This is a genomic window from Lentzea kentuckyensis, assembly GCF_002150765.1.
Classification (GTDB): domain Bacteria; phylum Actinomycetota; class Actinomycetes; order Mycobacteriales; family Pseudonocardiaceae; genus Lentzea; species Lentzea kentuckyensis.
The window spans coordinates 88,387-102,380 of the sequence record NZ_MUYM01000035.1 but is presented as its reverse complement, the minus strand read 5'-3'; the positions used below and the strand labels follow the sequence as shown (position 1 = coordinate 102,380).

The following is a 13,994-nucleotide window of genomic DNA, read 5'->3' as shown; positions in this document are numbered from 1 at the left end:
CCCATTTTTCGGCACGCGGGGACCCCGCGTTTCCCTGGAGGGAACGAAGGGGCCCCGCGTGACCGCCGGCCAACGGGGGTTAGAGGGCTGCTTCGTGGGCGACGATGGCCGCTTGTACGCGGTTCTCCGCGCCGAGGCGGGTCAGGATGGCGCTCACGTGCCCCTTGACGGTGCCCTCGACCAGGTCGAGCCGCCGCGCGATCTGCGCGTTCGACAGCCCCTGGCCGAGCAACGCCAGCACGTCCCGTTCCCGCGCGGTCAGCGACGCCACGCGGGAACGGGCCTCGCTGACCCGGCCACCGCGGAACCGCGTGATCATCCGTGCTGCCACCTTGGGTGCGAGGTAGGCGCCGCCGGACGCCAGCGCGTGCACGCCCGCGATGAGTTCGCGCGGATCGCCCGACTTCAGCAGGAAGCCGCGGGCGCCGCCGTCCAGCGCCTGTTCCAGGTAGCCGTCGTCGTTGAACGTCGTCAGCATCGCGACGCCGAACCCCAGGCGCGCCAGCTCTTTCGCCGCCTCCAGGCCGTCGAGGCGGGGCATCCGGACGTCCAGCAGCACGACGTCCGGCCGGTGTTTCAACGCCAGGTCGATCGCCTCGCGACCGTCCGACGCCTCCGCCACCACCTCCAACCCGGGGTCGGAGCCGAGGATGGCGCGCACGCCCGCGCGCACCATCGCCTCGTCGTCGGCGAGCAGAACGCGAATCACAGGTCCCCCGAGTGCGGCAGCGTCGCGACCAGCTCGAACCTGCCGCCGCCACGACTGATCCGCAGCGTACCGCCCGCGAGCCGCACCCGTTCCCGCAACGCGACCAGCCCCAACCGGCTGCCCGCGCCCCGCCGCAACCCGGCGTCGTTGTGCGCCTCCACCACCGTGGTCGCGTCGGCCGTGGTCACCCTCAGCACCACCGCGGACTTCGGCGCGTGCTTGGCGGCGTTCGTCAAAGCCTCCTGCACCACGCGATGCACGGTCTGCTCCACAGTGGACGGAATCGCACCCTCCACTGTGAACTCGACCCGCAACCCGGCCGCCACCGCGCGATCCACGAGGTCCTGCAGGCCCACCACGGCCGGCGGCTCGCCGTCACGCAGCAGGAACACCAGGTCCGCCAGCCGTTCGGTGGCACCCGAGGCGGTCTCCCTGAGCTGGGCGGCGGCCGCCTGGTGCTCAGGAGGCAGGTTCATCTCCAGCGCGCCCGCCTGCAGCGCCAGCAGGCTGAGCTCGTGCCCCAGCGTGTCGTGCACCTCGTGCGCGATCCGGGTGCGTTCGCGCAGGTGAGCGGACTCAACGGAAGCCGCGGCCAGCGCGGCCTGCTGGCCCGCGACCCGGCCGAGCACCCACGGCAGGGCCGCGGCCAGCGCCACGACGATGAGCCCGGTGAGGTTGATGAGTCCCGCCGCGACGAACAGGATCACGGGCCAGCCGGGCGCCATCCGCCGCCCGAGCAGGAAGGCGGCGACGAACACCGCGGCGCACACCACGACCGTCCACGGCGGCACGGTCTCGGTCATGAAGAACGACATGCCGAAGGCGGTGGCGACACAGGCCGCGAGCGCCAGGATCCTCATCGCACCCACCTCACGACCGCCACGCTGATGTTCATCACGCTCGACACCCCCAACCACACCACAAGCGGCAACGAATAGTGCATCAGTTGGTAGAACGAGATGTCCCGCCCGCCGCCGTACAGCAGCCCGATCAACGTCGGCAACGCCACCAGCACACCCAGCGGCACGAACCTGAGCACCTGCCACGCCTTGTGCAGCTTTCGCGGCCGTCGCAACGCACGAATCCCCAGCGCCAGCGACAACAGCGTCAGCCCGGCCAGCACGAGATCCGTGATCAACCGGTACGACGTGGGCTCGGCAGGAGTCCTGCCGTCGAGCACGTCCGCGATGCCGTTCTCCAGCCCGTAGGTGCCCTCGTTGCCGAGCCCGATCCCGCTGTTCGACATGACCGCGATCCCGTAGCCGGACGAGGTCAGCAGCTGGCCGGCCGTGGCGGTGAACCAGATCCCGCTGTGCCGCAGCTGTCCCTGAGAGTCGGCCTGCCACCCCATGCCGTCCCGCGGCGCGAGCTTCGGTTGTGCCGCGAGCCATTTCGCCATGTCCGCCGCCGTGGTGATCACGCCGTCGGACCCCGTCACGAACCGGTCCGGCTCGGTCAGCGGGACCGAGAACCCGTAGGCGTACCCGTAACCCTTGCGGTAGTCCGGCGGCAGATCGCGTGGCGTCACGTCGATCGCCACGGTGTCCCGCATGCCCAACGGCTCGAAGACGTGCTTCTGCAGGTAGGAGTTGAACTTCTCACCGGACGCCAGCTCGACCAGCCGCGCGGCCAGGTGGTAGTTCGTGTTCGTGTAACGGAACTGGCCGTCGGGCACCGCGTCGCGCAACACGTCGCGAGCCCGTTCCACCGCCGCGGCAGTGCTGTCCGGCTGCGGCAGGCTCTTCTCCGGCAACGTGCGATCGCTGATCCCGGACTTGTGCTCGAGCAGCTGACGCGGCGTGATCCGCGAGTCGAACACCGGCCGGTCCAGGTCGAGCTTCCCCTCGTCGGACAGCTGCCGGACGGCGAGCGCCGTGAACGACTTGCTGACCGACGCGATCGCCATCTTCGTGTCCGCCGTGATCGGCGCGCCCGCCGAGTCGTGGCCGTACCCCTCGACCGCGATCACCTGGTCCCCCTTGGTGATCGCCACCGCCACCCCCGGATACGAGGCCTCGCCCGCGTAGGTGGAAACGAACAACGCGACTGCCGCCCCCAAGATGATGTTCATGGGAGAGAACGTAAAGAGCGCGGCGGCCGGATACCCGACCCGAAAGACAGACCGGACCCCTGACGAAAGTCAGGGGTCCGGTCAGGACGAACCGAGTCAGTGACCCGCGGCCATCTCCGCCGCCAGCCGGTCGTCGCCGCTCTGCTCCTTGAGCGGCTTCTCCTTGATGAACACCACCGCGAGCAGCGCCAGCACCGCGAACGGCGTACCCACCAGGAAGATCTCCGCGGTCGCCGTCGCGTAGATGTCGGCGATCACGGCCTTGATCTCCGGCGGCAGCACCGAGATGTCCGGCACCGCGCCGTCGCCGCCACCCATCGGGCCGAACTTCTCGGCCGCCAGCGACGACACCTTGCTCGCCAGCACCGCGCCCAGCGCCGAGACGCCGATCGCGCCGCCCAGTGAGCGGAAGAACGTCAGGGTGGACGTCGTCGCGCCCAGGTCCTTGGCCGGCACGTCGTTCTGCGCCGCCAGCACCAGGTTCTGCATCATCAGACCGACGCCGACGCCGAGCACGAACATGTGCACGGACACCATGAACACGGTCGTCTGCGCGGTGATCGTGGACAGCAGCAGCAGGCCGCCGATCATGGCCACGCCGCCGGACACCAGGAACGCCTTCCACTTGCCGTACTTCGTGATCAGCTGACCGGCGACGGTCGACGAGACCAGCAAGCCGAAGATCAGCGGCAGGCCGAGCAGGCCCGCCTGGGTCGGCGTCTTGCCGAGCGACAGCTGGAAGAACTGCGAGAGGAACACCGTGCCGCCGAACATCGCGACGCCGACCAGGGCGCTGGCGATGGTCGCCAGCGCGACCGTGCGGTTGCGGAAGATCGACAGCGGCACGATCGGATCGTGCGCGGTGGCCTCGACGCGGACGGCCGCGGCCAGCAGCAGGACGCCGAGCGTCACCAGGATCGCGGTCCAGCCCGACGCCCACTCGAACTTCTGCCCGGCCAGCGAGGACCAGATCAGCAGCGTCGAGACGCCGGACACGATCAGGATCGCGCCCAGGTAGTCGATCTTCGTGTCGGTCTTGCGCACGACCGGCAGGTGCAGGGTGCGCTGAAGCAGGTAGATCGCGGCGAGGGTGAACGGGATGCCGATGAAGAAGCACCAGCGCCAGCCCAGCCACGAGGTGTCGACGAGCAGGCCGCCGATCAGCGGGCCCGCGACGGTGCCGACGCCGAACACCGCGCCGAACATGCCGGAGAACTTGCCGAGCTCACGCGGCGGGATCATCGCGGCCATCACGACCGTCGCGAGCGCCGTGACGCCGCCGGCGCCCAGGCCCTGCACCACGCGGCTGATGATGAGCATCTCGATGTTCTGCGAGAAGCCCGCGATCAGCGAGCCGACGACGAACAGGCTCAGCGACGCCTGGATCAGCAGCTTGCGGTTGTAGAGGTCGGCGAGCTTGCCCCACAACGGCACGGTCGCCGTCATCGCGAGCAGCTCGACGGTGACGATCCAGGCGAAGATCGACTGCGAGCCCTGCAGCTCGGCGACGATCCGCGGCAGCGCGGTCGAGACGATGGTGCTGGCCAGGATCGAGACGAACATGCCCAGCATCAGGCCCCACATGGCCTGCACGACGTCGCGTCTGCTGTGGATTGGTGCCACTTCGGTCTCGGTGCTCATGATCCCCCTTCGTGGTGGTGCTGCGGCACGTGAACCAACCCGGTGCCGAACAGGTCGAGTGCGTCGCCGACCAGGTCACCCAACGCGACGTTGTCGTCGAGGGCCCAGCGAGTTACCGCACAGCGGAACGCGGCGCTGCCGGCGGCCACCAGCAGGCGCGGGTACAGGTGGGACTCGGGCAGCCCGGCCCGCTGCCCCACCGCGCTCGCGAGCAGCTGCTCGGACTCGGCGCTGTTGGCGAAGGCCCGGACCAGCAGGTCCGGCCGCTGCATCAGGACTTCCTTGCGCAGCAGCCACAGATCGCGCGCGTTGTTCAGCTCGTCGGTGATCTCGGCGAGCACCGACCGCCGGTACGCCTCGAAGGGCGAGACCTCGTCCGGCGCGGCCAGGATGCGCTCGGCCATCCGCGGCCCCGCCTCGGGGTCCGCGCCGATCAGCGCCTCGTCCTTGCTCGCGAAGTAGTTGAAGAACGTGCGCATCGAGACGTCGGCCTCGGCGGCGATCTCCTCAACGGTGACGTGGTCGTAGCCCCGCTCGGCGGAAAGACGCACGGTCGCCCGCTCGAGCGCGGCACGCGTGCGGCGCTTCTTGCGGTCGCGAAGGCTCTCCTCCGGCTGGTTCACAAGGGAAGAGTACAGGATCGTTTTGCAGTCACTGCAAGTTTGCAGATTGTGAAGTACGACTCGCTGTGAGTGGCTACGACCAGGGCGTCTTCGGCTTCGCCTGGAGCTCGCCGTCGACGAAGAGGTCGACGCGCTCGCTGTAGAAGCACGCGAGCCCCGCCACCTTCTGACTCTCCGGCAGCGGTGACCGGTAGATCCACACGAGGTCGTCGTGCACAACGCCGTTCACCTCGACCGACCAGTACGTGGCCGTGCCCTTGTAGGGACACTCCGTCCGGGTGTCAGACGGCCTGAGCAGATCGAATCGAACGTCGCTCAAGGGCAGGTAGAACCGCGGTGGAAGGCTCGTCTCGAACAGGATGCGCGGCTGCGACGACGCCGCCAGCGTCACCCCGTCGAGCGCCACGCGCACGTGCCGTGAGCTGTTCAGCACGTCGACGCGCTTGTACGGGTCACGCGGGTGGACGTAGATGGGCTCGTCCTCTTCGAGCCACTCGTCCATGGCGGCGAACTCGAACCGGACGAGGTCGCGCAGCTCCTCGATCGGCGAGTCCGGGTAGACCAGCGCCGCGCCCTCGGCCGTGCCTCCCGCCGTGACGACGTCGTGGAGCACGCCGTCGCCCCTGCTCGGCGAGTGCTTGGTCTCCCCCGTCGGCTTCAGCTCGACGCGCACGGAGGACAGCGGCAGGTAGTAGGCCGGGTAGTACGGGATCTCCCAGACGAGACGTGGCGTCGTCGCGTCCGCGACCAGTTCGCCACCGAAGTACGTGCGCACTCGCTTCGCCGAGTTCTCGACCCGAACCCGGCCACGCTGCGCGGTGTTTCCCATGTCGTCGCCCATGTCACATACCAACACGGGACGGCGGGCATCGCTTCCCGCGTCAAGCGTTGCCGTCGAACAGACTGGTCACCGACCCGTCCTCGAAGACCTCCTGGATCGCCCGCGCGAGCAGCGGTGCGATGCTCAGCACGGTCAGGCCGGGGAACCGCTTCTCGGGCGGGATCGGCAGGGTGTCGGTGAGGATCACCTCGCGCGCCTTGCTGGCGACGAGCCGGTCGTGGGCGTCGCCGGACAGCACACCGTGCGTGGCCACCAGGACGACGTCCTTCGCGCCCTGCTCCAGCAGCTGCCTCGCCGCCGTCGTGCTCGTCATCGCGGTGTCGATCATGTCGTCCACCACGACGCAGGTGCGTCCCTCGACGTCGCCCACGACCCGGTTGGCCATGATCTCGTTGGGACGCAACGGGTCCCGCGTCTTGTGGATGAAGGCGATCGGGCAGCCGCCGAGCAGGTCCGCCCACTTCTCGGCGAGCCGGGTGCGGCCAGCGTCCGGCGAGACGATCGCGAGGTTCTCGCCCTGGTAGTGCGCGCGGACGTGGTCGGTGAGCAGCCACATCGCGTGCAGGTGGTCCACCGGGCCGTCGAAGAAACCCTGCGCCTGCGCGGTGTGCAGGTCGACGGTCACGATGCGGTCGGCGCCGGCGGTCTTGAACATGTCCGCGACGAGCCGGGCCGAGACGGGTTCCCGGCCGGCGTACTTGCGGTCCTGCCGCGCGTACGGGTACGAGGGCACCACGGCGGTGATCCGCTTCGCCGAGGCGCGTTTGAGGGCGTCGACCATCAGCAGCTGTTCCATCAGCCAGTCGTTCACCGGCGCGGTGTGGCTCTGCATCACGAACGCGTCCGCGCCCCGCACCGACTCCTCGAACCGCACGAAGATCTCGCCGCTCGCGAAGTCGTAGGCCGCCTGCGGGGTGATCGCGACGCCGAGGTGCTTGGCCACCGCCTCCGCGAGTTCCGGGTGCGCCCTGCCGGTGAGCAGGATGAGCTGGCGCTTGGCCACTCCCGGTTTGCCGCTGACCATCGTCCACGCTCCAGGTTCGTCCGGCGATGAACCCGATCGTTCAGCATTGCCACGAGATCAGGCAACGGCGTGTCCGGCCGGTGAGATTCCACGTTGCTGGGGAAATTTGTGTAATCACATCGGGCACACCCACAGGTAGTCACATAGCAGGGGTTGACTCGTACCCTCGGTATAGATCGGCTGATTCCGATTCACCTCATGGGGTATGTCGAGTGTGATTTCTTGATCAGCGTGCTTGAGGGGTCAATGACCATGCCTACCCTCCTCACATGCCTGCAGACCAGGACACCCCCGGACCGACACCGCCGGTACCGCCTCCGGGCCCGATCGTGATGAGCACTCCCATCCACGACCAGATCGCCGACCGCCTGGGAGTTCGCCAAAAGCATCGACGGCCGGATTGACAGCGGATATGAAGGCCGCATGCGTCTCCCCCTGCTCGGCGCCGTGGTCGCGCTCCTGATCGTCCCCGTACCGGTGGCCCACGCGACTCCGTCGATCGAGTGGTCGACGTGCGGGCCGGAACGTCCTGACTTCGAGTGCGCGACGTTCACCGTGCCGCTCGACCACGACCAACCGGGCGGTGCGACGACCACGGTGGCGTTGACGCGCAAGCCCGCCACCGACAGGGCACGGCGCATCGGGTCGTTGCTGTTCAACCCCGGCGGGCCCGGCGCGTCCGGTGTCGAGGCCACCTGGTTCTTCGGGAACAGGATGTCGGCGGGCACACAGGGCCGGTTCGACGTCGTGGGCTTCGACCCGCGCGGGATCGGCAGATCGGATCCGTTGCGGTGCTTCGCGAACGACCAGGAACGGGCGCGGTTCCTGGCGGCCGGGCCGATCTTCCCGTACGAGGCGGCGCAGGAGCGGCCCTTCTTCGACAGGTACCGCTCGCTGGCCGCCAAGTGCGACAAGCCGATCGCACGGCACATGAGCACCGCGGACGTCGCACGCGACTTGGACCTGCTGCGCCGCGCACTCGGCGACCGCAAGATCACCTACTTCGGCCACTCGTACGGCTCGTACCTCGGCACGACGTACGCGAACATGTTCCCGAACAACATCCGCGCCCTGGTCGTCGACGGCGTGCTCAACCCCGAGCTGTGGTCGAGAGGGCGGCAGATCGAGTCGGACCGGGTCGCGGCTCGCAAGGTCCTCGACGAGTTCTTCCGGCTCTGTGACGAGGCCGCCTGCGTGTTCGGCCCGCAGTCTTCGAAGCGCTGGGACGCGTTGCTCGCCTCGGTGCGCACCAAGCCGATCACGCTCAACGGTGAGGTGTGGACCTACGACCGTGTGATCGAGGCGGGTCTCTTCGCCGGGTACGCCTCCGAGAGGTGGACCGACGTGGCTTCCTTGCTGGACCAGCTGTCCGACGCGGCCGCGGGCACGTTGGCCGCTGCTGAGCCGGTTTACGACAACTTCTTCGACGCGAACCTCGGCAACATGTGCGCGGACATCGAGTTCCCGCGCACCTTCGGCGCGTACCGGGCGGTCTCCCGGTACGCCGCAGCGGGTTCGGAGTTCGGGCCCTACTGGTGGTGGAGCACCAGTGCGTGTGCGGACTGGCCGGTGAACGAGGACCGCTACACCGGACCATGGCGTGCCCGCACTTCCGCGCCTGTACTGGTGGTGGGCACCTACTACGACGGCTCGACGGACTTCGCAGGCGCACAAGCCGTTGCTGAGCAGTTGCCGAACAGCCGTTTGCTGGCGTACGCGGGTTGGGGGCACATCGCGTACCGGCGCAGTCAGTGCTCCATCGACTACATCCACGAGTACCTGCTCAACGGCGCGTTGCCACCGGTCGGGACCGTGTGCCCGGCGAACCCGAACCCGTTCTCCGACCGTGCGTCCCATTTGGCCGAACGCGACTTTCGTCGGTCGACGCCGGGACGCGTCAGCAGGTAGGAATGGCGCGTCTGCGGACAAGAGGGGAGCTTGTCGATGCGAATCACCGTGCTCGCCGCGGCGGCCGCACTCCTGCTCACCGGTGCGCCCGTCGCGCTGGCCGACAACGGGGTGCCGCGAATCAACTGGCAGGCGTGCGGACCGGAACACCCCGGCTTCGAGTGCGCCTCCGTCGAGGTGCCGCTGGACTACGACCACCCGCGCGGCGCGACCACCTCCGTCGCGCTGGCGCGCAAACCCGCGACGGACCAGGCCCGCCGGATCGGGTCGTTGTTCCTCAACCCAGGCGGACCGGGCGGGTCCGGGGTGGACTTCGCGCTCGGCGCCGGCACCAGGCTGTCGGCGAACCTGGAAGGCCGGTTCGACATCGTCGGCTTCGACCCGCGCGGGATCGGGCGGTCGGATCCGCTGCACTGCTTCGCCAGCGAGGCGGACCTCGACAAGTTCTTCGAGGGCGTGCCCGGCTTCCCGTACCAGGCGGCGCAGGAGCGGCCGTACTTCGACCGCTACCGCTCGCTCGGCCCGGAGTGCCGCGACGACCAGCCGATCGCACAGCACATGAGCACCGCGGACGTCGTGCGGGACATGGACCTGCTGCGCCGCGCCGTCGGTGACCGCAAGATCTCGTACCTGGGCTTCTCGTACGGCTCGTTCCTCGGCGCGACCTACGCGAACATGTTCCCGAACAACATCCGCGCCCTGGTCGTCGACGGCGTGCTCAACCCCGAGCTGTGGTCGAGCGGACGGCAGATCGAGTCCGACCGGATCGCGACCAAGGAGGAGTTCCGCGAGTTCCTGCGCAACTGCGACGAGGCGGCGTGCGTGTTCGGCCCGCGGTCGGAGCAGCGCTGGGACGCGTTGCTCGCCTCTGTGCGGGCCAAGCCGATCCAGCTCGGCGACCAGGTCTACACCTACGACGCGGTGATCAACGCCGCGCTCGGCGCGATGTACTCGCCGGGCGACTGGCCGGACGCGGCGGTGCTCTTCGACCAGCTGTCCGACGCGGCCGCGGGTCTCGCGGTGGAGGGTCGTTCGGTTTCCGTTGCGGCGGAACCGGATTACCCCAACGGGTTCGACGCCTACAACGGCAACGTGTGCGCGGACATCGAGTTCCCGCGTGACTTCGGTGCGTACCGTGCGACTGCCCGTTACGCCGCAGCGGGTTCGGAGTTCGGCCCGGCGTGGTGGTGGGGCAACGCGGCGTGCGCGAACTGGCCCGTGAACCACGACCGCTACAACGGCCCGTGGCGCACCCGCACGAACGCGCCGGTTCTGGTGGTGGGCAACTACTTCGACGGCGTCACGGACTATCGCGGCGCACAGGCCGTGAACCGCCAGATCGCCGGCAGCCGCCTGCTCTCCTACGCGGGTTGGGGACACACGGCGTATGGCGTGAGCAAGTGCGCCACCGACCACACGAACGCATACCTGCTCAACGGCACGTTGCCACCCGTCGGCACCGTGTGCCCGGCGAACCCGAACCCGTTCCTGCCCGCGGTGGCTGCTTCAGCCGAACCGCTGTTCAAGCCCACGCACCGGTGACAACGTCTGCAAGTACCACCAACCCACCGGTTGGTGGTACTTGCAGACGCCCTCAGCCCCCGCTGCTCAGCTGGTGAGGGCTCGTGCGAGCACCTCGATGGCGTCCGGGCCGGTCCGGCAACATCCGCCGACCAGCCTGGCGCCGTCGCCGGCCCACTCCGCCGCCAGCGCGGTGAACCCCGTGCCGTCGCCGGTCCACGCACGCTCGTGCGCGTCCCACTCCTCGCCGCTGTTCGGGTACACCACCACAGGCAGCCCGGTCTTCCCGGCGGCGGTCACGGCGGCCGCGACGTCCTCGGGCGCGCAACAGTTCACGCCCACCGCGACCACCTCGTCGATGCCCGCGGCCACCTCGAACGCCTCCTCCAGCGACTGCCCGGCGCACGTGCGGTCGCCACGAATGCTGTAGGACAGCCACACCGGCACGCCGCTGCCCCGGACGACCTCCAGCACCGCCTCGGCCTCGTCGACATCGGGAATGGTCTCGACGGCGAGCACGTCCGGCTCCGCCTCCGCCAGCACCTCGATGCGCGGCCGGTGGAACTCCACCAGCTCCTGCTTGCTCAACCCGTAGCGGCCGCGGTACTCCGAACCGTCCGCGAGCATCGCGCCGTAGGGCCCGACCGAGGCCGCGACCCAGCGCTGTCCGTCCACATCGGAGGCAGCGGACCGAGCCAGCGACACACTGGCGCGCAACAGCCGCGCGGTCTCCTCGGCGCCGATGCCGTGCCGGGCGAACCCGTCGAACGTCACCTGGTAGCTGGCCGTGATGGCAACCTCGGCGCCGGCGCGGTAGAACGCCAGGTGCGCGTCACGCACGGCGTCCGGATCGGACAGCAGCAGCCGGCCCGACCACAACGCGTCGGACAGGTCGTGCCCGGCCAGTTCCAGTGCCGTCGACATGCCGCCGTCGAGGACGACCACTCGCTGCGCCAAGGCGTTCCTCAGTTCCACCCCGGCGATTCTACGGTCAGCCCGAAGTCGCGGCCGCCACGACCAGCGAGTTGACTGGTCAGCCCGACGCCGCGCCCAGCCGGGGCGACGGCAGTTCCGGCGTGCTCACCCGGCGCAGCAAGCGCGGCGGCAGCAACAGCAGTGGCGGCACCGCGCGTCCTTCGAGCTTGCCCACCAGGAGCTCCACCGCGTGCCGGCCCAGCTCGTCCACCGGCAGCCGCACCGAGCTCAGCGGGGGCGACACCTGCTCGGCCAGCTCGTCCGGGCAGATCGCCACCACGGCCACGTCGCCGGGCACCTTTCGGCCGGACGCGCGCAGGCAGGAGCTCACCCACGGCAGCGCGGCGTCGTTGTGCACCACCAGGGCGGTCATGGCCGGATGGGCACGGATCAGCGCCTGCACCGACCTCAGCACCGACTCGTAGTCCTCGTCCGCCGGCATGGCGGTGGTGGCGATGCCGCGGCGCATGGCCGCGGCGCTGAAGCCCGCCATCGCGCGGTGGGCGAAGCCGGTGTTGCGGCGGTACACGGCGCTCGGTGCGCCGAGGAAGCCGATCGAGCGGTGGCCCAGGTCGGCGAGGTGGTCGACGCATTTCGCGCCGGCCGCCTCGAAGTCCAGGTCCACGCAGGTGAGGCCCTTGGTGGCCGCTGGGTGTCCGATGAGGACGGACGGCTTGGCGAGCTCGCGCAGCAGTGGCACGCGGTCGTCGTCCATCTCCACGTCCATCACCAGGAAGCCGTCGGCCAGGGCACCGTCCGCGGCCTTGCGCAGGGCGGAGGCGCCGTGCTCGGCGGTCATGAGGAGCACGTCCATGTCGTGTCTGCGGGCGGCCGTGACGGCCGCGGTGACGAACCGCATCATGACCGGGAGGTGCAGGCCGGCGCGCAGAGGCAGCACCAGCCCGATCACGTTCGCCCGGCCCGCGCTGAGCGTGCGCTCACCCGCGTGCGGGTGGTAGCCCAGCGCCCTGATGCTCTCGCGCACCCTCGACTTGGTGTCCGCCGAGATCGACCGCTTGCCCGTGAGCACGTACGAGACAGTGCTCGGGGCAACACCCGCGTGTCGTGCGACGTCCGCGATGGTGACCACACCGACCCCTCTCGCGAACCCACTTCACCCGATGTGTCCCGCCACGATAGGGAGCACGTTCAGGTGAACTCAAGGGTAATGTTCGCGTTAACATTGTTTGTTTTCCGTGGTCCAGACGAATCACGGCTTTGGTAAAGTTCCTGAACAAAAGCCCTGTGCAGCTCAACGGGCCTGCGCCCACGCTCCGGGCCGGAAATCGTGGCCGACACGGAGCGTGAGCACGTTCACATCACACGGTCAACTGAAGGCCGTAACGAGCGCCTGGTAGGCCGGTTTGGGAGCGAACGCCGCGTCGAACGGCAGTGCGGCCCCCTCCCCCGGGAACACCGACGGGATCCACGAGTGCTTGTCGGAAAGCGACCACGTCGTCATCCCCACGCACCGCGCCACGGCGAGGCAGGCACGAGCCACCGCCGCGTAGTCCGTGGCCTGAACCGCGAGCTTGGCGGAGTCCGCCGGCAGGTTCATGCGCACGTCCAGCTCGGTGATCGCGACGTCCACGCCGAGGTCCGCGAACCGCTGCAGGTTCTGCTGCATCGAGGACGGCACCCCGCCCAACAGCAGATGCGCCTGGAACCCGACGCCGTCGATCGGCACGCCCTGCTGCTTGAACGACCGCACCAGCTCGTACACGGCGTCACTCTTCGCGCCGAGCCCGTCGGTGTTGTAGTCGTTGTAGTACAGCTTGGCGTCCGGATCGGCGGCCCGCGCCGCGCGGAACGCCTCGGCGATGTAACCGTCGCCGAGCTTCTGCTGCCAGAACGACTGCCGACGCGTGCCGTTGTCCTCGAACGCCTCGTTGACGACGTCCCAGGCGAACACCTTGCCCCGGTAGTGACCCGCCACGGCGCTGATGTGGTCGAGCATCGCCTGCCGCAACTGGTCCGCGGGCAGGTTCTGCACCCACTGCGGGGTTTGGTTGTGCCACACCAGGGTGTGCCCGCGCAGGCGTTGGCCGGCGGCGACCGCACCCGCCGAAATGCGGTCGCCGCCGGTGAACGTGAACTGACCACGAGAGGGTTCGGTGGCGTCCCACTTCATCTCGTTTCCGACGGTGATGACGCCGGCCTCGCGTGCGGTCAGCTCACGGTTCTGGGTGTCCTCCAGTTCGGACACGGTCATGGCACTGCCGAAGTACTTGTTCTTGGCCGCGGCCAAGTCCCGCAGCGGCTTCGCGACGGGAGCAGTCCCGTTGCACAGCTGGCCGTTGAGCCGGAACTCGGCGGGCGGGCTGTTCGTGCCGCTGTAGGTGGCGTTGAACCCGAGCCCGCTCAGCGTCGCTCCGGGTGCGATGGTCCTGTTCCAGTCGAGCGCGGTGGCCGAGGTCTGGCTCCACGTCGCGTTCCAGCCGTGGGTGATCCTCTGGTTGCCGGGGAAGGAGAACGTGAGCGTCCACCCGTTGATCGGTGTGCTGCCGGTGTTCGTGATGGACACCGCGCCGGTGAACCCGGAGTACCAGTCGCTCGGGACGCTGTAGGCGACCTTGCACGGCCCGCCCGGCTCCGCCGCCGCCGTCGCCGCCGGGGAGGCGACGACGACGGCGGACAGCAGCAGGACAAGCGCACAGAAGAGACGTTGCATGTGCGCGTCT

Annotated in this window: 12 protein-coding genes; 2 read left to right on the top strand and 10 right to left on the bottom strand. The window is 69.2% G+C overall.

The features are described 5' to 3' along the window. Nucleotides 1-79: 79 nt before the first annotated feature. The 7 genes from B0F77_RS18300 to B0F77_RS18270 all read right to left on the bottom strand — a co-directional run bounded on the left by B0F77_RS18300 (nt 80) and on the right by B0F77_RS18270 (nt 6,909). Nucleotides 80-709, bottom strand: a complete 630-nt coding sequence (locus B0F77_RS18300) for a response regulator (protein ID WP_086664124.1) — start codon at nt 707-709, stop codon at nt 80-82. Further along, entirely contained in the window at nt 706-1,569 is an 864-nt protein-coding gene (locus B0F77_RS18295) for a sensor histidine kinase (protein ID WP_086664143.1), read from the bottom strand. Before B0F77_RS18295 ends, B0F77_RS18300 begins: the two co-directional genes overlap by 4 nt. Then, nucleotides 1,566-2,780 carry a serine hydrolase domain-containing protein gene (locus B0F77_RS18290; RefSeq protein ID WP_086664123.1) on the bottom strand — a complete coding sequence of 405 codons (1,215 nt, stop codon included), beginning with the start codon at nt 2,778-2,780 and terminating at the stop codon, nt 1,566-1,568. The genes B0F77_RS18295 and B0F77_RS18290 overlap by 4 nt, the downstream gene beginning before the upstream one ends. Nucleotides 2,781-2,876: 96 nt before the next feature. Then, entirely contained in the window at nt 2,877-4,421 is a 1,545-nt protein-coding gene (locus tag B0F77_RS18285) for an MDR family MFS transporter (protein WP_086664122.1), read from the bottom strand. After that, nucleotides 4,418-5,044 carry a TetR/AcrR family transcriptional regulator gene (locus tag B0F77_RS18280; protein WP_158102738.1) on the bottom strand — a complete coding sequence of 209 codons (627 nt, stop codon included), beginning with the start codon at nt 5,042-5,044 and terminating at the stop codon, nt 4,418-4,420. The genes B0F77_RS18285 and B0F77_RS18280 overlap by 4 nt, the downstream gene beginning before the upstream one ends. Nucleotides 5,045-5,117: 73 nt before the next feature. Beyond that, the gene (locus B0F77_RS18275) at nt 5,118-5,885 is read right to left on the bottom strand and encodes a DUF427 domain-containing protein (protein WP_211293857.1); all 768 of its coding nucleotides are present in this window, start codon (nt 5,883-5,885) and stop codon (nt 5,118-5,120) included. A gap of 40 nt (nt 5,886-5,925) precedes the next feature. Further along, nucleotides 5,926-6,909: a ribose-phosphate diphosphokinase gene (locus B0F77_RS18270; protein ID WP_086664120.1), complete on the bottom strand. Its 984-nt coding sequence runs from the start codon at nt 6,907-6,909 to the stop codon at nt 5,926-5,928. Between the two features lie 423 nt (nt 6,910-7,332). On the opposite strand from B0F77_RS18270, the gene B0F77_RS18265 reads away from it, so the two are divergent. Together B0F77_RS18265 and B0F77_RS18260 are read left to right on the top strand one after the other, a co-directional pair. After that, nucleotides 7,333-8,817 (top strand): alpha/beta hydrolase, encoded by a 1,485-nt coding sequence (locus tag B0F77_RS18265; RefSeq protein ID WP_086664119.1) that lies wholly within the window; start codon nt 7,333-7,335, stop codon nt 8,815-8,817. Between the two features lie 36 nt (nt 8,818-8,853). After that, nucleotides 8,854-10,359: an alpha/beta hydrolase gene (locus B0F77_RS18260; RefSeq protein WP_086664118.1), complete on the top strand. Its 1,506-nt coding sequence runs from the start codon at nt 8,854-8,856 to the stop codon at nt 10,357-10,359. A gap of 66 nt (nt 10,360-10,425) precedes the next feature. Here B0F77_RS18260 and mmuM read toward each other — a convergent pair whose 3' ends face one another. From mmuM to B0F77_RS18245, 3 genes are all read right to left on the bottom strand, one after another. Then, nucleotides 10,426-11,313, bottom strand: coding sequence for a homocysteine S-methyltransferase (mmuM, locus tag B0F77_RS18255; protein ID WP_281252525.1), 888 nt, complete (start codon nt 11,311-11,313; stop codon nt 10,426-10,428). A 58-nt stretch (nt 11,314-11,371) separates the two neighbouring features. Then, entirely contained in the window at nt 11,372-12,403 is a 1,032-nt protein-coding gene (locus tag B0F77_RS18250; protein ID WP_086664117.1) for a LacI family DNA-binding transcriptional regulator, read from the bottom strand. Between the two features lie 237 nt (nt 12,404-12,640). Beyond that, nucleotides 12,641-13,984, bottom strand: a complete 1,344-nt coding sequence (locus B0F77_RS18245) for an endo-1,4-beta-xylanase (RefSeq protein ID WP_086664116.1) — start codon at nt 13,982-13,984, stop codon at nt 12,641-12,643. Nucleotides 13,985-13,994 lie beyond the last annotated feature (10 nt).

What these genes read in the sequence shown, in the direction of transcription:
- B0F77_RS18260 (WP_086664118.1), top strand. Translation starts at nt 8,854, where the DNA reads ATGCGAATCACCGTGCTCGCCGCGGCGGCCGCACTCCTGCTCACCGGT.
- B0F77_RS18265 (WP_086664119.1), top strand. Translation starts at nt 7,333, where the DNA reads ATGCGTCTCCCCCTGCTCGGCGCCGTGGTCGCGCTCCTGATCGTCCCC.
- B0F77_RS18245 (WP_086664116.1), bottom strand. Translation starts at nt 13,984, where the DNA reads ATGCAACGTCTCTTCTGTGCGCTTGTCCTGCTGCTGTCCGCCGTCGTC.
- B0F77_RS18285 (WP_086664122.1), bottom strand. Translation starts at nt 4,421, where the DNA reads ATGAGCACCGAGACCGAAGTGGCACCAATCCACAGCAGACGCGACGTC.
- B0F77_RS18290 (WP_086664123.1), bottom strand. Translation starts at nt 2,780, where the DNA reads ATGAACATCATCTTGGGGGCGGCAGTCGCGTTGTTCGTTTCCACCTAC.
- B0F77_RS18275 (WP_211293857.1), bottom strand. Translation starts at nt 5,885, where the DNA reads ATGGGCGACGACATGGGAAACACCGCGCAGCGTGGCCGGGTTCGGGTC.
- B0F77_RS18295 (WP_086664143.1), bottom strand. Translation starts at nt 1,569, where the DNA reads ATGAGGATCCTGGCGCTCGCGGCCTGTGTCGCCACCGCCTTCGGCATG.
- B0F77_RS18270 (WP_086664120.1), bottom strand. Translation starts at nt 6,909, where the DNA reads ATGGTCAGCGGCAAACCGGGAGTGGCCAAGCGCCAGCTCATCCTGCTC.